Source organism: Polaribacter sp. 20A6, assembly GCF_011378915.1.
In the GTDB taxonomy this organism is placed as follows: Bacteria; Bacteroidota; Bacteroidia; order Flavobacteriales; family Flavobacteriaceae; genus Polaribacter; species Polaribacter sejongensis.
The window spans coordinates 527,066-544,530 of sequence record NZ_WTPZ01000002.1 but is presented as its reverse complement, the minus strand read 5'-3'; the positions used below and the strand labels follow the sequence as shown (position 1 = coordinate 544,530).

16 protein-coding genes are annotated in these 17,465 nt (G+C 30.0%); 6 read left to right on the top strand and 10 right to left on the bottom strand.

Features of this window, described 5'->3' with window-relative positions; translation table 11 throughout:
- Positions 1-1,332 carry a cytochrome ubiquinol oxidase subunit I gene (locus GQS57_RS06185; RefSeq protein WP_165731700.1) on the bottom strand — a complete coding sequence of 444 codons (1,332 nt, stop codon included), beginning with the start codon at positions 1,330-1,332 and terminating at the stop codon, positions 1-3.
- A gap of 375 nt (positions 1,333-1,707) precedes the next feature.
- On the opposite strand from GQS57_RS06185, the gene GQS57_RS06180 reads away from it, so the two are divergent.
- Entirely contained in the window at positions 1,708-2,313 is a 606-nt protein-coding gene (locus GQS57_RS06180) for a TlpA disulfide reductase family protein (protein ID WP_165731699.1), read from the top strand.
- Positions 2,314-2,396: 83 nt separating this feature from the next.
- Here GQS57_RS06180 and GQS57_RS06175 read toward each other — a convergent pair whose 3' ends face one another.
- The gene (locus GQS57_RS06175; protein ID WP_165731698.1) at positions 2,397-2,978 is read right to left on the bottom strand and encodes a methyltransferase domain-containing protein; all 582 of its coding nucleotides are present in this window, start codon (positions 2,976-2,978) and stop codon (positions 2,397-2,399) included.
- Positions 2,979-3,082: 104 nt separating this feature from the next.
- Between GQS57_RS06175 and nadA the strand changes: the two genes are divergently transcribed.
- Positions 3,083-4,078, top strand: a complete 996-nt coding sequence (gene nadA / locus GQS57_RS06170) for a quinolinate synthase NadA (protein ID WP_165731697.1) — start codon at positions 3,083-3,085, stop codon at positions 4,076-4,078.
- A gap of 9 nt (positions 4,079-4,087) precedes the next feature.
- Positions 4,088-5,677, top strand: a complete 1,590-nt coding sequence (gene nadB, locus GQS57_RS06165) for an L-aspartate oxidase (RefSeq protein WP_205860220.1) — start codon at positions 4,088-4,090, stop codon at positions 5,675-5,677.
- A 148-nt stretch (positions 5,678-5,825) separates the two neighbouring features.
- Here nadB and trxA read toward each other — a convergent pair whose 3' ends face one another.
- From trxA to GQS57_RS06135, 7 genes are all read right to left on the bottom strand, one after another.
- Positions 5,826-6,125, bottom strand: a complete 300-nt coding sequence (trxA, locus tag GQS57_RS06160) for a thioredoxin (RefSeq protein ID WP_165731696.1) — start codon at positions 6,123-6,125, stop codon at positions 5,826-5,828.
- A 19-nt stretch (positions 6,126-6,144) separates the two neighbouring features.
- Positions 6,145-7,152 carry a DUF3365 domain-containing protein gene (locus GQS57_RS06155; RefSeq protein WP_165731695.1) on the bottom strand — a complete coding sequence of 336 codons (1,008 nt, stop codon included), beginning with the start codon at positions 7,150-7,152 and terminating at the stop codon, positions 6,145-6,147.
- Positions 7,153-7,203: 51 nt separating this feature from the next.
- The gene (locus GQS57_RS06150; protein ID WP_165731694.1) at positions 7,204-7,836 is read right to left on the bottom strand and encodes a Crp/Fnr family transcriptional regulator; all 633 of its coding nucleotides are present in this window, start codon (positions 7,834-7,836) and stop codon (positions 7,204-7,206) included.
- A gap of 127 nt (positions 7,837-7,963) precedes the next feature.
- On the bottom strand, positions 7,964-8,095 hold the full coding sequence (locus GQS57_RS19120; RefSeq protein ID WP_261972279.1) for a hypothetical protein: 132 nt from the start codon (positions 8,093-8,095) through the stop codon (positions 7,964-7,966).
- Between the two features lie 66 nt (positions 8,096-8,161).
- Positions 8,162-9,490: a TolC family protein gene (locus GQS57_RS06145; protein WP_165731693.1), complete on the bottom strand. Its 1,329-nt coding sequence runs from the start codon at positions 9,488-9,490 to the stop codon at positions 8,162-8,164.
- A complete protein-coding gene (locus GQS57_RS06140) occupies positions 9,477-12,677 on the bottom strand; it encodes an efflux RND transporter permease subunit (RefSeq protein ID WP_165731692.1) in 3,201 nt (1,066 codons plus the stop codon). Before GQS57_RS06140 ends, GQS57_RS06145 begins: the two co-directional genes overlap by 14 nt.
- Positions 12,678-12,681: 4 nt before the next feature.
- Positions 12,682-13,794 (bottom strand): efflux RND transporter periplasmic adaptor subunit, encoded by a 1,113-nt coding sequence (locus tag GQS57_RS06135; protein ID WP_165731691.1) that lies wholly within the window; start codon positions 13,792-13,794, stop codon positions 12,682-12,684.
- A gap of 421 nt (positions 13,795-14,215) precedes the next feature.
- On the opposite strand from GQS57_RS06135, the gene GQS57_RS06130 reads away from it, so the two are divergent.
- Genes GQS57_RS06130 through GQS57_RS06120 form a run of 3 tightly spaced genes read left to right on the top strand, consistent with a single transcriptional unit; the run spans position 14,216 to position 16,641 of the window.
- A complete protein-coding gene (locus tag GQS57_RS06130) occupies positions 14,216-15,406 on the top strand; it encodes a peptidogalycan biosysnthesis protein (RefSeq protein ID WP_205860219.1) in 1,191 nt (396 codons plus the stop codon).
- Complete coding sequence (locus GQS57_RS06125; protein ID WP_165731690.1) at positions 15,393-16,259, top strand: acyl-CoA thioesterase II; 867 nt, start codon at positions 15,393-15,395, stop codon at positions 16,257-16,259. The genes GQS57_RS06130 and GQS57_RS06125 overlap by 14 nt, the downstream gene beginning before the upstream one ends.
- A gap of 28 nt (positions 16,260-16,287) precedes the next feature.
- Complete coding sequence (locus tag GQS57_RS06120) at positions 16,288-16,641, top strand: SdpI family protein (protein WP_165731689.1); 354 nt, start codon at positions 16,288-16,290, stop codon at positions 16,639-16,641.
- Positions 16,642-16,741: 100 nt separating this feature from the next.
- Here the strand turns inward: GQS57_RS06120 and recO are convergent, their stop codons facing one another.
- Positions 16,742-17,464, bottom strand: a complete 723-nt coding sequence (recO, locus tag GQS57_RS06115; protein WP_165731688.1) for a DNA repair protein RecO — start codon at positions 17,462-17,464, stop codon at positions 16,742-16,744.
- Between the last annotated feature and the right edge of the window lies 1 nt (position 17,465).

The window sequence follows — 17,465 nt, the reverse complement described above, 5'->3', positions numbered from 1 at the left end:
TTAATGTTTTTGAAGTTTAGGACCTTCGTTTATCGTTTTGCCAACTAAAACTAAAAATAATAGTCCTAACAGCATGTATAAAGCAACAAAACCCAATAAGGTAAATAAAGTATTTCCCGAAGACACAGTTGGTGAAACACCATTGCTTGTTTTTAGCAATCCGTACACTAAATAAGGTTGTCTCCCCAATTCTGCCGTGTACCAACCTGTAAGGTTAGCAATGTATGGAAACGGAACTAAAAATAGAATAAACCAAAGCAATGGTTTAAAAGTATATAGTTTTTTTCGCCATAAAAAGAAAAGTGCTAACGCCATAATACCAATAAAAATAGTACCTAAACCAACCATTATATGATATGAATAATAAAGTGCCGGAATATTATCTGGCAATTCTTCTTCTTTAAATTGATCCATTCCAGGAATTTGCTTATTCCAATCTTGATGCGTTAAAAAACTTAAAATATTAGGAACTGCAATTTTATTATCTAACTTTTTTTCAACCATATTTGGCTGACCAATCAAAACAATCTCTGCTCCTGCTTCTTCTGTTTCAAAAATACCTTCCATCGCTGCGAAAGCTGCTGGTTGATATTTGGCAACATTTTTAGCGTTCCAATCTCCTGTAGGAAAAGCCACTAACAAACTAGAAACTAATCCGAAAATTACACCTGTTTTTAAAAATAGCTTTCCGTATTCTACTTGTTTATTTCTTAAAACATAAAAAGCACCAATACTTGCTACCACAAAAGAGGAAGTAACAACAGAGGCCATTTGATTATGTAAAAAAGCAGGTAACAACCAAGGATTTGTAAATAATGCTGAAAAGTTTTCTAATACAAATTTTCCGTTTTCTAAAATTTCATAACCTACCGGATGTTGCATCCAAGCGTTGGTTGCTAAAATAAACCAACCACTTGCCCAAGAACCTAAAAAGACCAAGAAACCAGTTAAAAAATGTAGTTTTTGTCCCATTAATTTTTCACCAAAAATAAAGAGTGCTAAAAAAGACGATTCTAAAAAGAAAGAAAACATGCCTTCCATGGCTAAGGTTTGCCCAATAATACTGCCCGTTAATTCAGAAAATTTTGCCCAATTGGTACCAAATTGAAATTCCATCGGAATTCCTGTAATAACACCCAGTGTAAAGTTAATTGCAAAAATTTTCATCAAAAATTTTGCAGCATTATTATATTTTTCATCATTATTTCTTAAATATTTCCATTTTAAAAAAACAATCAATAAAGAAAGTCCCATTGTCAATTGCGGAAATATGTAGTGAAAGGTGATAGTAAATGCAAACTGCAGTCTATCATAAAAAATCATGTCTTCCATATTAAAAATACTTGTTATACTTATTAATATCTACAAAAATATACATTGTCTTACACTCCCTATGTAACATAAGTAGCTAAACCATATTTTGCATTGGTAAATTTAATAAAACAAGAACACATAGAGGTGCTATTATTTAATATTACTTTAACAAGTTTGGTAACTAGTGTTACCTACGTAAAGTCTTATTTTATTTATGTTTGTACCTTATAAAAATGTAAAATAAATTAGAAATTATATTGCTTTCTAATTTTCTTAAAAATTAAGGATATTGATGGGACAACTTTATAATTACCAATTATAAAACATCCTACATAAATTGATATTATAAATAGAAAAGTTAAAAAAAGATACAATTTCATTAAAAATAATAAAATGAAGAAAGATAAAAACACCAAGAAAACGTGGATTAAGAACGGAGTTTTTGTCTTCATAATAATTACACTTTATGCTACAGGTTTGCATACAGAAGTTATTGGTTTCGTACAACGAGGAGTATTGGCTACTGGGTTAATGAACCCTGATGTAAAGGAAATTACAAATAAGAACGCTTCAGAAACCATTTCTGAATACACAAAAGCTGATTTAAATGTAAAGTTGATAGATGGCGATGGAAAAATTACATCTTTATCAGATTTAAAAGACAAAGTAATATTTCTAAATTATTGGGCAACGTGGTGTCCTCCTTGTATTGCAGAAATGCCAAGTATTAGTAAATTACATAAAGAAATGGGTAATGATGTCGCTTTTATACTGCTGTCTTTTGATAAAGATTTTGAAACAGCAAAGGCTTTTAATAAGAAAAAAGGATATAATTTACCAATATATACACTTGCCAGTAACTTACCCGCAATGTTACAATCGTCCGCATTACCAACAACCTACATCATTGATGCTGATAAAAATATTGTATTAACACATGAGGGAATGGCTAATTATAATACCGATGAATTTAAAGTATTTCTTGAAAACTTAAAATAGATTATTTTTAAACATCAAGAGTAGGCAGATGTTATACACTTTAAATATCTATTTAATTTTTTTTGATTTGTAAAAGGCACTTATTACTTCTTCAAAAACTTCACAAACAACTCCATCTCTTGTCTTTTAGGGTAAGAATTATAACATGCTGTAAAAACATCCATTGTAAAATGGGAGTCAAAATACTTTATGTATTCTGTTTTACTTCCACCAAAAGGTGGATGATCCTCATTTAGTTTTGCATCAAAAAGCAAGCCTACTAATTTCCCGTTTTCGCCTAACAGACGATTCATTTTCAATGCATACTTTTCTCTTAAATCAGGATGAATTGCACAGAAAAAAGTTTGTTCAATAATCAAATCAAAAGTTTGATCTACATCAAAAAAATCTCCTAAAATTAATTGTGATTCTGGAAAACCTGAAACTCTATTTTTAATATTTTCTAAGGCACTTTTAGCTAAATCTACCACATAAACATTGGTAAATCCATTATTAAAAAGATATTCTGCTTCGTAAGAATTTCCTCCTCCAGGTATTAAGATCTTTAATTCTTTGTTTGTTAATTGATCGAAATATGTTTTTAATGGAGGTGAAACCACTCCTAAATCCCAACCAACTTTGTTTGTTTGGTACTTGTTTTCCCAAAATTTTTCAGATAAGTTCATTTTTTAGCTTATTATAATCATAATTTAACAGAATGATGACAATCATTTTCCTACCAACAAAATAGAGTTTATATTTGCAACGTAGTTAATAATAAACACTTTTTATGAAAACTTTAGTTAGTGCAAAAAAAAACCTCAACAAAAAAGGATTTTTAGATATTGAAACTCCTAATATTGATTATGTTGAGGAGATTTTGAAACTAAAAAAAGAGAAGAATGCAGTTATCTTAGCGCATTATTATCAAATAGATGAGATTCAAGAAATTGCAGATTTTGTAGGTGATAGTTTAGCCTTAGCACAACAAGCAGCAAAAACAGATGCAGACATTATTGTTTTTGCAGGAGTTCATTTTATGGCAGAAACCGCAAAAATATTAAACCCTACTAAAAAAGTTTTATTACCAGACTTACTAGCAGGTTGCTCTTTGGCAGATTCTTGTCCGCCAGAACAATTCTCAGAATTTAAAAAGAAACATCCAGATCATTTAGTTGTTACTTATATAAACTGTTCAGCAGAAATAAAAGCATTAAGCGATTACGTTTGTACCTCTTCTAACGCTAGAAAAATTATTGATTCTATACCACAAGATCAACCCATTATTTTTGCTCCAGATAGAAATTTAGGAGCTTACTTAAATAAAGAAACAGGAAGAGATATGTTACTTTGGGATGGCGCTTGTATGGTTCATGAAGCTTTTTCTATGGAAAAGTTAATTGACTTATATCAAGAACACCCTGATGCAGAATTAATTGCGCATCCAGAATCTGAAGCGCATATGCTTAAAGTAGCCAAATATATTGGCTCTACTTCTGGTCTTCTAAATCATGTAAAAAACAGCGATAAAAAGAAATTTATTGTTGCTACAGAAGCTGGTATTTTGTTTCAAATGTTACAAGAAAATCCTGATAAAGAAATAATTCCGGCTCCAGCAAAAGAAGATAATACTTGTGCTTGTAGCGAATGTGCTTATATGAAAATGAATACAATGCAAAAATTGTATTTATGTTTAAAACACGAATTACCAAATATAGAAGTGGAAGCAGAATTATGTGAAAAAGCAATAATTCCTATCAACAGAATGCTAGAACTTTCTAAATAACGCCTTAAAATGTTACCTGATAAAAACATAATCTCTACCGATTTTTTAATAATCGGTTCTGGAGTTTCTGGATTAACTTTTGCTTTAAAAGTTGCTCTTGAACACAAAGACGCCAAAGTTGTTATTGTTACTAAAGACAAACAAAGCGAATCTAACACAAAATATGCCCAAGGTGGTATTGCTACCGTTTATAATAAAACTGTTGACACCTTTAAGCAACATATAGAAGACACTTTAATTGCAGGTGATGGTTTGTGCGACGAAGAGGTTGTTAAAATGGTGGTTAGAGATGCTCCAGAAAGATTACAAGAATTAATAGATTGGGGAACAAAGTTTGATAAAAACGAAAAAGGAAATTACGATTTAGGTAGAGAAGGCGGACATTCGCAAAACAGAATTTTACATCATACAGATATTACAGGTGCAGAAATAGAACGTGCTTTATTAGCACAAGTAAATGCACAACCAAATATAGAATTTCTTACCTATCATTACGCGATAGATTTAATTACAGAACATCAAACTAAAAAGACTAAAACAAAGCGAAATGGCAAAATTTCTTGTTATGGTGCTTATGTTTTAGATATTAATGAAGATAAAGTAAAAACCTTTGTAAGTAAGTTTACACTTTTAGCTTCTGGAGGAAATGGGCAAGTTTACGAAACTACGACAAACCCGACTGTGGCAACTGGAGACGGAATAGGAATTGCATACCGTGCAAAGGCAGAAATTTCTGAAATGGAATTTATACAGTTTCACCCAACCGCGTTGTACAACCCAGGCGAATATCCTGCCTTTTTAATATCCGAAGCTGTGCGAGGATTTGGTGCAAAACTAAGAAATTACAATGGTGATTTTTTTATGCATAAATATGATGAAAGAGAAGAATTAGCCTCTAGAGATATTGTTGCAAGAGCCATTGATAATGAATTAAAAAAGAGTGGAAAACCTCATGTATATTTAGACTGTACTAATTTAGACATGGTTAAATTTAAAGAGCATTTTCCTAATATTACAGAAAAATGTGCGTCTTTAAATATTGATGTAACCAAAGACTATATTCCTGTTGTACCAGCGTCTCATTACATTTGTGGTGGTGTAAATGTGAATAAAAAAGCAAAAACATCTATCAAAAAATTATACGCTTGTGGCGAAGTTACTAGAACTGGTTTACATGGCGGAAATAGATTGGCTTCTAATTCTTTATTAGAAGGTTTGGTATATGCGCATAACGCCTTTTTAAGTATTTCTAAAAAATACAATAAAGCCAAAACACCAAAAGATATTCCTGTTTGGAATGATAATGGTGTTATTAAAAACATGGAAAAAGTATTAATTACGCATGATAGAAATGAAGTAAAAACTATTATGACCAATTATGTAGGCATCGTACGCTCTAATGAGCGTTTGCTACGTGCAGAAAAGCGTTTAAAAGTACTTTATGAAGACAACAAACGCCTTTATGACCATTCTGAACTTTCTATAGATTTATGCGAGCTAAGAAACTTAATTACTACGGCATATTTAATTACTCAATTTTCTAAAAAGAGAACCGAAAATTGTGGTGGTTTTTATAGTTTAGATTGTATTTCTAAATAAAAGAAGCTGTCTAAAAAAGGTTTAAAAGACTAATCTTATTATAGAACATCAACTTAATCAAGTTCTACCTTCATAAGAATCTGAAATAAATTTAGATTGACAAAAATGTCCTTTTTAGAAAACTATTTCTAATCAACCTAGTATTAAATTACTTACCACTGTTATTTATAATAGTGATTAACTGGTTTTTAGGTACTGCACCAGATTGTCTCCAAACTTGTTTGCCAGACTTGTATAAAATTAAGGTTGGTACACCTCTAACTTCATATTTTGATGCTAACGATTGGTTTTTATCAACATCTATTTTAACAATAGAAACTGCATCACCTAATGCGTCTTTTACTTCTTTTAAAATTGGACTCATGGTTTTACAAGGTCCACACCATTCTGCGAAAAAATCTACTAAAACAGGTTTATCTTGATTTATAATTTCTGAAAAATTGCTCATGCCTAAGAACTTTATATGATTATTTATTAAAGGTAATACTCCAAATTCCTCTTACTTGATTTTCACTATATCCAAATGCCAAATCTTTTGGATATAACTTGTCTATTTGTGCTAATGTAGTGCTTTTAATATCTGAAGTTGGTTTTCCATGGCATTGTAAACACATACTATTTGTTTTGATAGGATAATATACTTTTACATCCTCGGCAGATACTACTACAATTGGTTCTGACTCTTTATTTTTTTTAGCCTCTTCTTTAAAAATATTAATATAACCTTTTTCTAAAGTGTTTGCAACATTTTTAATATTTCTTGGTTTATCAGAGACTCTTTTTATGGTTGCTTTGTGTACAACAGACATACTATCTGTTAAAGGAAAAGCTTGCACATTACAAAAATTTAATGCTGCTAGAGTTCCTTCTTTTTGAATTTTACTCATTAAGTTTTTGCCTAAAACAGCCTTGGTGGATAGCGCATATTTTAAACCTCTTTCGCTATAAGGTAAATTTTTAAAATTATTTCCTTGCTGCTGTCTTTGTTTTCCATTTCCATTGCTATTTCCCATTCCTTTACCTCCACCATTTCCATTACCATGTTGTTGATTATAATGTTCATCAAACCACTCTGGTTTTTCTAGATCAAACTCAAACATATAATCTGAAATTTCTTTGATAGTTTCTTCAGGAAAAGCTTGTTTTGGCATTACTCCAAAACGTTTTACAGCCCCATACATTTTAGCATTTTCTTCCGTTGGGTTTTTAATAAAATCTTGTATCGACTTTATAAATGCTTCTTTAGAATTATTCCCCATTAAATAACGCTTTTTGATAGCAATCATTGGTGGTGCAATTCTATTATCTTCTATAGTTGTTGGGTTGTGGCAAATGTAACAGTTTGTTTCTAGTAACTTTTTACCGTCATGTTCTTGAGTTTCTAAGACATCGTTTCCTTTAGAATATGTGGGTTTTTTAGAATCTTTACAACCAAAAACTAAGACAATTACGACGATTAATGTAAGAGATTTCATCTTTTTTATTACAAAAATAAGACACCACTTTAAATTACACAGTAACTAATGTTACAGTTCTAAAACCTTAATACTATTTCTAAATAATTGAATTTTACTTTCGTTTTCTAACTTTTTAAGCAATCTAGAAATTACAACTCTAGAAGTATGTAAATCTTCTGAAATTTGTTTATGGGTAACATTTAAAACATCATTATGGGTAACCATTGCCTTGTCTTTAAGGTATTTAAAAAGGCGTTCGTCCATTTTTAAAAAAGCAATAGTATCTAAAGCTTCTAAAAGCTCATCCATTCTATTATGATATGTTTGTAAAATATAAGATTGCCACGTTTTATATTTCCCTAACCATTCTGCCATTTTTTCTTTTGGCAACATAATTAATTCAACATTTGTTTCTGCAACCGCTCTAATCTTACTTTTTGTTTGTCCCATACAGCAAGAAAGTGTCATGGCACAAGTATCTCCTTTTTCTAAATAGTATAAAACAATTTCATCTCCTTTTTCATCTTCTCTAAGAATTTTAATAGCTCCAGAAATTAATAAAGGCATCGATTTAATATAATCTCCAACTTCTATAATGGTTGTATCTTCTTTAAAAGTTTTAGAAACACCCAATTTTTCTATTTCTAAAATTAAATCTTCCTCAAAAAGGTAACCAAAATTAATTTCTAACTTACTTGTCATTATACTTTATTTTTTACCTATAAAAATAGTGAAACCTAGTGTAAAAATAAAGTATATTCTAGTTTATTGCAATAACAAAAGCCCAAGATAAACTCAGGCTTTTATTAATATTAGGGGGAAAATAAAATTATTTTGCTTTTTTATCTGTGCTCATTAATAAGTAAACGGCTACAACTAGGCCAACAACAACCAATGCAAAAATGCCTATCATAATGGTACCGTTTACCCAAGAGACTTGTGGTATATTTAAAAAGCTCATATTCATATAATTTTGAATTCAAAAATAAAACATAAGATTATTTTAAAATATGACCAAAATCAGTTTTTAAAAATTGACATTTAAAATATCTCCACTTAATTGTAAAAGTTGTAATTCTATCAGTTTTGCATCAAATTTAGCATTGTTAAAAGATGTTTTAGAGTTTAGTAAATTAATTTGTGCTTGCCTAAATTCTATAGATGTTATTTGTCCCAATTTATAACGCTCTGTACTTCTATCGAAATTATTCTGTGTTGTTGACACATTTTTTTCTTGTGCTTTTATAATAAATAATTGGTTCTGATAATTCTCCCAAGTATTTTTTAAATTATTATTGATGGTCACTTTTTGTTGCTCTAATAGTATTTGCTGATTTTCTAAATCAATTTTTGCATTGGCAACCTTCGTTTTTGTGCTTCCACCATCAAACAAATTCCAAGACAAACTTAAACCAGCATTTAACCCGTTAGATGATGTAGATTTTGGCTGAAAGGCATTGGCAAGGTTTTCATTATCATTCTGGTTCCAACCATAAGATGTATTTAAAGCTAAAGAAGGTAAATAATTAGCCTTATTTACTTTAATATTAAACTCACTAATTGCAATGTTTTTTTCATTTTGTTTAAGGGTAGAATTATTAGCAATTGTTTTTTGCTGAAGTTCCTCTAAATTCATCATTTTATTAAAAACAACCTCCGTTTCAACATTATAAGTTACTACTTTTTCAATTCCTAAAATAATGTTTAAACCACGTTTTGCATTGCTTAACTGCTGTTTAGCACTTATTAATGTTATGCTATCATTATTTACATCTACCTCTGCATTTAACAACTCTAACTTGGTAGATTGCCCGTATTCGTATTGATATTTTGCACGCAGTAAACGTTGTTTAGAAATAGACAATGCTTCGTCTAAATTTGTTTTATTTTCTGATAACCTTGCAATTTGAAAATACGCCGTAAACAATTGTAAATACGTATTTTCTATCGTTTCTCTAGCTTGTAATTCGGTTAAATTATAGGTTTCTTTTAATTGCTGATAATTGTATTTTCTTCCCAATCCATCAAAAAGAGTATAATTTAAACCAATACTTGCGTTATAAGACTTAGTTACAGCACCTGTAGTAGATGTTGCCGCTCCCGTTTGTGGTGTGTTGGTTTGATTATTATTACTATAATTTGCACCCGAAGTAACGGTTGCGGTTGGCAAAAAACCAGTATTGTAAATACTTTTATTGTTGTTTGCAACTTCTAAGTTATTGTTTGCTATTTTAATTCCGAAATTATTTTCTAAGGTAATTTCTAGTGCCTCTTTCTTCGTTAAAATTTCTTGTGAAATTCCTTGTAAAGTCGATAAAAACCCGACTAATAATATGGTGTTTCTAATGATCTTCATGTTCGTCGAATTTAGATTCTATAATTGCTCTTTCTACTTCCTCTTTACTTACTTTATCTCCTGTTTTCAACCATTTAAGTCCAACTTTTATAGAATTAGAAACAGACAATAATAATGGTAACATCACCAAGGTTAAAATAGTAGCAATTGCAATTCCGTAAGAAATAGAAATTGCCATCGGAATTAAAAATTGTGCTTGTCTACTTTTTTCTAACATTAAAGGGGCTAAACCAGCTACTGTAGTTAAAGAAGTTAAGAAAATTGCTCTAAAACGAGATTGACCAGCCAAGACTAAAGCGTCATCAAATAACATTCCTTCTTTTAAATAAGCGTTAAATTTACCTATTAAAACCAACCCATCATTTACCATAATACCTACCAGTGCAATAATACCTAGCCAAGATAAAATGTTGATTGGAAAATCGTGAATATAATGCCCTAAAACGACCCCAATCATACTAAAAGGAATCATTATAAGTAACAACAGTGGCTGACTGTAAGAACGAAATGTAAACGCTATTACAATATAAATTAAGCCTAAAATAATCCACTTTAACCATTCTAAAGAATCTATGGTTTTTTGGGCCTCTCTATTCTGACCTTCGTAAAGTGGAGATACAGAATGATATTTAGAAATTATTAACGGCATTACACGTGTTTTAATATCATCTAAAATTTCAGTTGCACTTTCTTTTGGATCTTTTAAATCTGCAGAAACTTGAATTTCTCTTTTTCCGTTTAAGTGATTTATAGCAATATCTCCTCTTTTAATTTGATACGTTCCAATTTCTGAAAACGAAATTCTTGATCCGTTTGGAGCTACAATTTGCATATCATCTAAGTTTTTAATAGAAGATCTATCTTCTCTATTATAACGTACCCAGACTTTAATTTCGTCTTGTCCTCTTTGAAAACGTTGTGCTTGAAATCCGAAGAAACCATTACGAATTTGCGCCATTACAGATTGTAAATTCAAGCCCAATAAATAGGCATTGTCTTTTAAAGTAATGCTTACCTCTTTAATTCCTGCCGGATCATTATCAGAAATATCTTTTAATAAAGGATTATTTTCTAACTCTAGCTTTAATTCTGCTTTTGCAGCTTTTAACTCTTCAATATTATTTCCCAATAAAGAAACTGCAACTGGACTTCCTCCAAAATTACCTCCAGAACCAAAAATTAAACTTTCTACACCGTACACTTTTCCTACTTTTTCTCTAATAGAATTTGTTATTTCTGGTGATGAAAACTCTCTACTTTCTCCTGCCAATAAATTGATATTTAAAGTAGCATTCGCACTTCCTGGACCAACTCTTTTTATGATATTTTGTACAACCTGCTCGTTTCCGGATTGTTTTGCTGTGTATTCTTTATTTATCAACCAAACTTTTTCTTCAATTTTAGAAATTATAGAATCCGTAATTTGCTCGTTTGTCCCTTGTGGCATTTTTAAGGTTACTTGTATTTTATCACTTGCAATAGAAGGAAAAAACGATGTTCTTACAATTCCTCCACCAATAGATGTTATACTAAAGATTAACAACGCAATAGGCATTGAAAAAGCAAATATTTTATTTTTTAAAGAAAACTTTAAAAAAGGTACGTATAGTTTTTCATTTACTTTTGTTAACCATCCGTCTGCAAATCTGTTTATTTTATTAAAAAAAGCATCAATTACATTCTTCTTTTTCACTTCACCATTTTCTTTCCTTTTTCTATCTAAAGCTTTAGAGTGTGCAATATGTGCTGGTAAAATAATTAAGGCTTCAATTAAAGAAACTGTTAATGTTAAAAGTACAACTGTAGAAACTTCACTAAAGAAATTACCAATTCTACCATCTACAAAAAATAAGGTCGAAAAAGCAATAATAGTCGTTAGTATTGCCGAAACAATTGGCGGAATTACTTCCATTGTACCATCTATGGCTGCTTGAACTTTAGATTTACCCAAATCATAATAATGATGGTAAATATTTTCTCCAATTACAATTCCATCATCCACCAAAATACCAATAACGATAATCATACCAAATAGCGATAAGATATTTATAGTAACATCAAATTGTGCTGCTAAAATAAACATTCCAAAAAATGAAATAGGCAAACCAAAGGCCACCCAAATTGCCAAACGCAGATTTAAAAACAATGCTAAAAAGAAAAGTACAAGTAAAATACCTACAACTCCATTTTCTATTAAAAGTTTGGTTCTACCTTGTAAAGTAACACTTCTATCATCTGTAATATCTAAATGAATATTTTGGTTTTGCTGATTAAATTTGTGGATGTATTCTTTAATTTTATCAGCAGAAGAGAGTAAATCTTCATTATTTGTATTACTTATAGAAATATCAATGGCCAAATTACCATTGTAGTATAACCTATCTGGAGTTTCAGACCAAGTATCTTTAACCTCCGCAATATCCTTTAGGCGAATTATATGTCCGTTTGTTTCCGTTCTAACTATAAGATTCTGTAATTCTACACCATAATAAGAACGGTTACTTGCTCTAATTAAATAATCTTCTTGAGCAGTTTTAATATTACCACCAGTTATTAAAAGATTAGAGTTTTGAATAGCCGTTGCTACATCTGTAAAAGACAAATTATACGCACGTAAATCGTTTTCTTTTACAGCAATTTCTATTTCTTCGTCTGGAAATCCAGAAAGAGACACTTGAGAAATTCCTTCAATCCCTCTAATATCATTTTCTATATTTCTAGCATACTGTTTTAAAGAACCTAATGAAATATCGTCTCCACTAATCGTAAAACTAATGGTTGGTCTAATATTTTCTACTTTTGCAATTACAGCAGGCTCCATACCAGAAGGAAAAGACGGAACTCTATCTACCGCATTTTTAACATCTGTTAAAACAACATCTATATCTTTCCCTTTTTCTACCTCTATATTTACCGTTGCAGAGTTCTCACTAGAAACAGAGGTTACACGGTCTACACCAACAATTCCTTTTAAATTATCTTCAATTTTAAGAACAACACCTTCTTCCATTTCTGCAGGAGAAGCACCCGGATATGCTAAAGATATGTTTATCAATTCAGAATCTGTCAACGGAAAGAAAGACGATTTCATTGTAAGAGCGCCCACTAAACCAAAAGCTACAAATGCAATAATAAAGACATTTACCGCAACAGGATATTTAATAAAATATGTAATTATTTTTTTCATCTAATTACTGTTTATTAATTTTTACAATCATACCGTCAAAAGCACCTGGCAATACTTGTGTTAATATTTTTTGATTATTCTCTAAACCTTTAATCACCACTTTTTCGCTACCAAAATAAACTGGTTGAATATTTGTTAACGTTAAAATACTGTCGTTTTTAATTGTATAAACAGATTGGTTATCTACTAATAATTTTCTAGAAATTTCGATAGCATCAGTTTCCGATTTTGCAACTAAGTCTGCTTCTAAAAACATACCTTCTTTTAAATCGGCATGTATTACATCTACATATGCTTTTATAGTTTGTGTAACTTGGTCTACTTTTCCGTTAACACGAACCACTTTTCCTGTGTATTTTTTTGTTTTTTCTAAATTAGATAAGTCAACAGAATTACCAACTTTTAATAAGTCTGCATATTCTGAATTTACAGAAACCTCCATTTCATATATTTTAGGATCTATAAACTCACCTAATTTCTGACCAACTCTAACCAAAGTACCAGGGCTAACCAAAGCCTCTGTTAAAACACCAGAAAAAGGAGCTCTAATTTGATGTTTAGACAAACGTACTTCTAGGTTTTTAACATTATAATATGCTGTTAAAATTCCTCGTCCAGAAATAAAATACTTTTCTTTATCTGATGAGAATTCGGGTAATTTTGGTGTTGATTTATTCATATCAAAACCTTGTAAATAATTTTCCCAATTCTTAAATTCAACCGGATAATCTAAACGTAAATCTGGTAAAATAGCTGTAATTAAATTATACAAGTTACTTTTCTGAGACTGTAAGCTCGCGTAAAATTCATCGCTATTTATACCTAATAAAGTTTCACCACGGTTATATTTTGTACCTGCCTTAAATAATTTATTAGAAACTTTTAAAACTCCAGAAACTTCAGAGTAGATTTCTATTTTATTTTTTGCAATTAAGCTTCCGCTTGCAGTTAAAATAATAGGAATATTTTTATTAATTACATTTTCTACAAAAACAGTTTTTATTTGTCTTTCAAATGTTGGTTTTGGTTTTTGGTTTTTATCAATAAGGTAATTGCCTAATAAGATAGCACCTACAATTGTTAAAACACCTAGGATCGCTAGAATAATCTTTCTCATAATTGGTTAGTTGTACTTTTAATTTATACTTATAAAGTATTGGATTTTTGCAAATATACTTTTAAGACGTTCAGCACGTTAAATAGTTTACAAGTAAGAATGTTAAAGAAACGTTATAATTTTTAATTGTTGAGTTAAAAGTTAAAGATTATAAACCAATTAGTAAGCAGTTACCCTTGTATTACGACTTATTACTTACCAGTAAAAAAACATAAATTAGAATGTCATTTTTAGGTACCATCGTTTTAGGAATTAAAAATCTTAAAATAGGCTGTTTTTTAATGCTGAAAACAATCAGATAACAGTTGTTTAAATTGTTAATACCTAAATTTACCTTAGAAAAAGTAATATTATTACTAAAGAAAACGGAACTTTGCACCTAAAGAAAGTCCTTTTAGAAAACTAAAACTATATAATTAATTTGATTTGTTGCACCCATACAAATACTGCCAAATTTTTCTCTTCTATTGATGAAATTCCTTCCCAAATATGGGATGCTTTAAATTGTAGAAAAAACAGTTATTTTCATCCAGATTTCTTAAAGTATTTAGAACAAAATCACCCAGAAATAACGTTTTCATATATTGTTTTGGTTGATCAAAAAAATAAGCCAACAGCTTTTGCTTGTTTAACAATAATTAATTTTGAACTAAATTCTATAAAAAACGACTTCGAAGTTTTAAAAGATATTGGAAAGAAACTGCATGTATTTCCTGATAAAAAACCGTTACAACTGCTTATCTGCGGAAATCCTTTTGTGAGTGGAGAACATGGTATTTTTATAGCGGAAAATCAAGATAAAAAAGCCATTCTAAAAGAATTAGCAGAAAGCATTAATCACTTTGTAAATTCTGATAAAAAACTAAAAAAACAAATTGATGCACTCCTTGTAAAAGATTTTACAAAGGAATCGTTAGACATAACAGATACCTTAAAAAAATTTAGTTATCATCCGTTTTCTGTAGAGCCAAATATGAAGCTTCAATTACATGAAAATTGGCAAAATTTTGATGATTATTTAGCTGCTATGAAAACCAAATTTAGGGTAAAAGCTAAAAAAGCTTTTAAACAGAGCGCTGCAATTATAATAAAAGATGTCACTTTAGAAAACATTGATAAGATATTGCCAGAAATGACTACACTGTATGAAAAAGTAGCCTCTAATGCAGATTTTAATTTAGGTGTTTTTAATCTAGAAACTTACAGAGATTTTAAAAAACTGTTCGGAGAAAATTATATTTTAAAATCTTATTGTTTGGATGATAAAATTGTAGGATTTGTATCTGGAATTATCAACCAAGAATCTTTAGACGCACATTTTGTAGGCATCGATTATCAATTAAATAGAGAGCATGCTATTTACCAAAGAATGTTGTACGATTATATAGAAATTGCCATCGATAAAAATTTAAAAACCATTAATTTTGGAAGAACTGCCAGCGAAATAAAAAGTTCTGTTGGCGCAGTTCCTCAAGATTTAACCATGTATCTTCGTCATCAGAAAACTATTAAAAACAAAATTTTAAAGTTATTTTTGCAAAGAGTTCAACCAACTCCATTTCAACAAAAATTTCCATTTAAAACTTTAGAAACTAAGTATGAAAAACACTAAAGAATTAATTTCACTTTTAAATTTAGAAGATTTAGGCAATCATAATTTTAGCGGAAATAGCGTAACCATTGGTAGTCCAAATGTTTTTGGCGGACAAGTTATAGCACAAGCAGTTAATGCCGCTTATAAAACCATACCAGAAAATCGTTTTTTACATTCTTTACATTCTTATTTTTTAGAGGCTGGAGATTTAACAATTCCTATTAATTATCATGTACAAGAAGTAAGAAATGGAGGTAGTTTTTCTACAAGAAGAGTTACTGCAAGCCAAAATGAAAAAACTATTTTTATTCTAGCGGCTTCATTTCATAAAGAAGAAGATGGTTTTGAACATCAAGCTACATTTGATGCTAGCATAAAACAACCAGAAAAATTATTGAGTTGGGATGATATGTTGGAAAAATTTGGTGATTTTTTACCAAAATCTATGAAATACTTTTTAAGTATAGAAAGACCTATAGAGTTTAAACCGGTAAGAATACCAAACCCGTTACAACCAGAAAACTTACCTCCCAATGAGCAAGTTTGGTTTCGCTTAAAAGGTGAAAAGCAAGAAATGGATTTTAGAACAAAACAAGAAATTCTTGCCTATATTTCTGATTATAACATACTAAACGCCGCTTTTAATCCGAATGCAAGTAATTACAATTTTGGAAATACTCAAACTGCAAGTTTAGATCATTCTATGTGGTTTTTTAGAGATTTCGATTTTGATGATTGGATGTTGTATTCTGTAGAATCACCAAATGCTTTTGGAGCTAGAGGTTTATCTAAAGGAAATATTTTTACAAGAGACGGTAAATTAATTGCCTCTGTAGCGCAAGAAGGATTGTTAAGACCTCTGAAAAAGTAGGTAGTAGCAAAATTAAAAAATTAGAATTATGAGTGAAACTTTAATATATATACTTACCACAAACGGTTTATTATTTTTAATCAGTATTCTTTTTTGGAAATTCCCTCCAAAAAAAGTGAATGGAATTTATGGTTACAAAACACCAAAAGCAATGCTAAACCAAGAAATATGGGATTTTGCAAATGCTAATTTCAATAAAAGTTTTTTAATCTACTCTGGTATTTCGTTTTTAGGTGCTTTAGCTCTTGTAAACTTTGCTACTATAGAATTAACTTGGCAACCAATGGTTTTAGCGCTATTGTCTATTTTAGTTAGTGTTATAAAAACAGAAAGAGCAATAAACGATAATTTTACTGAAGAAGGTAAAAAGAAGAAAAATTAAAAGTTTTTTCAAACTAAAAAATAGTTGATTGAAAAAATCTTATTTCTTGTATCTTTTAGCGAAGTGGTCTTGAGTCTTTTTAGCTGAACACTTTGGTGTATCAACTAAAAACAGTTTCTAAAATTTGAAGTGATTTTGGCTTTCGAAATCCATCTAAGTGTAGTTCGAAATACTGAATTATAATTTTTAAAACGATCTGTCTTTCTTGTTTACCAAAAGATACATTTTCTATTTCATCAAAAGTAATTCCTAACAGTTTTTTGAATTGGTAATAATAATTACCAGAAATGAGGTTTTTTTGAGAGGTTAAATCAGAGAAAACCCCTTCGCTTAAATCAAACCCCAATTTATCAGCATCAGACAAATCTGGATAAAAACCAAGAAAACGGGTTAAATTCAGTAAAAATAACAAATGAAAATTTGCAATTTTATTATGTAAATCCAACCAAATAAGTCCCGATTCTAAATACTCATAAAGCCCTTCATTCTTTTCCTCTTCTTTTATTGCATAAGACAATACTTCAGATAAAAATAACACCACAGATTGCTTCACAATATCTCTATAGATAGTTTGATAAGGGTATGAAACCTGAACCTCTTTAATAGAATTTAAAGTCCCTTTATTATTGTGGCTTGCAACAATTGTTAACTGCGTTAATGGCTGAAAATAAGCTGCTTTCAACCCTCCTTTTTTAGCTTTTAAAATACCTCTAATTAAATAAGACTTTACCCCTTCTTCTTCCGTAAAACATTTTACAATTAAGCTTGAGTCTCCAAATTTTAAAGCACTTAAAACAATCGCTTTTGTAGTTACAACAGCCATT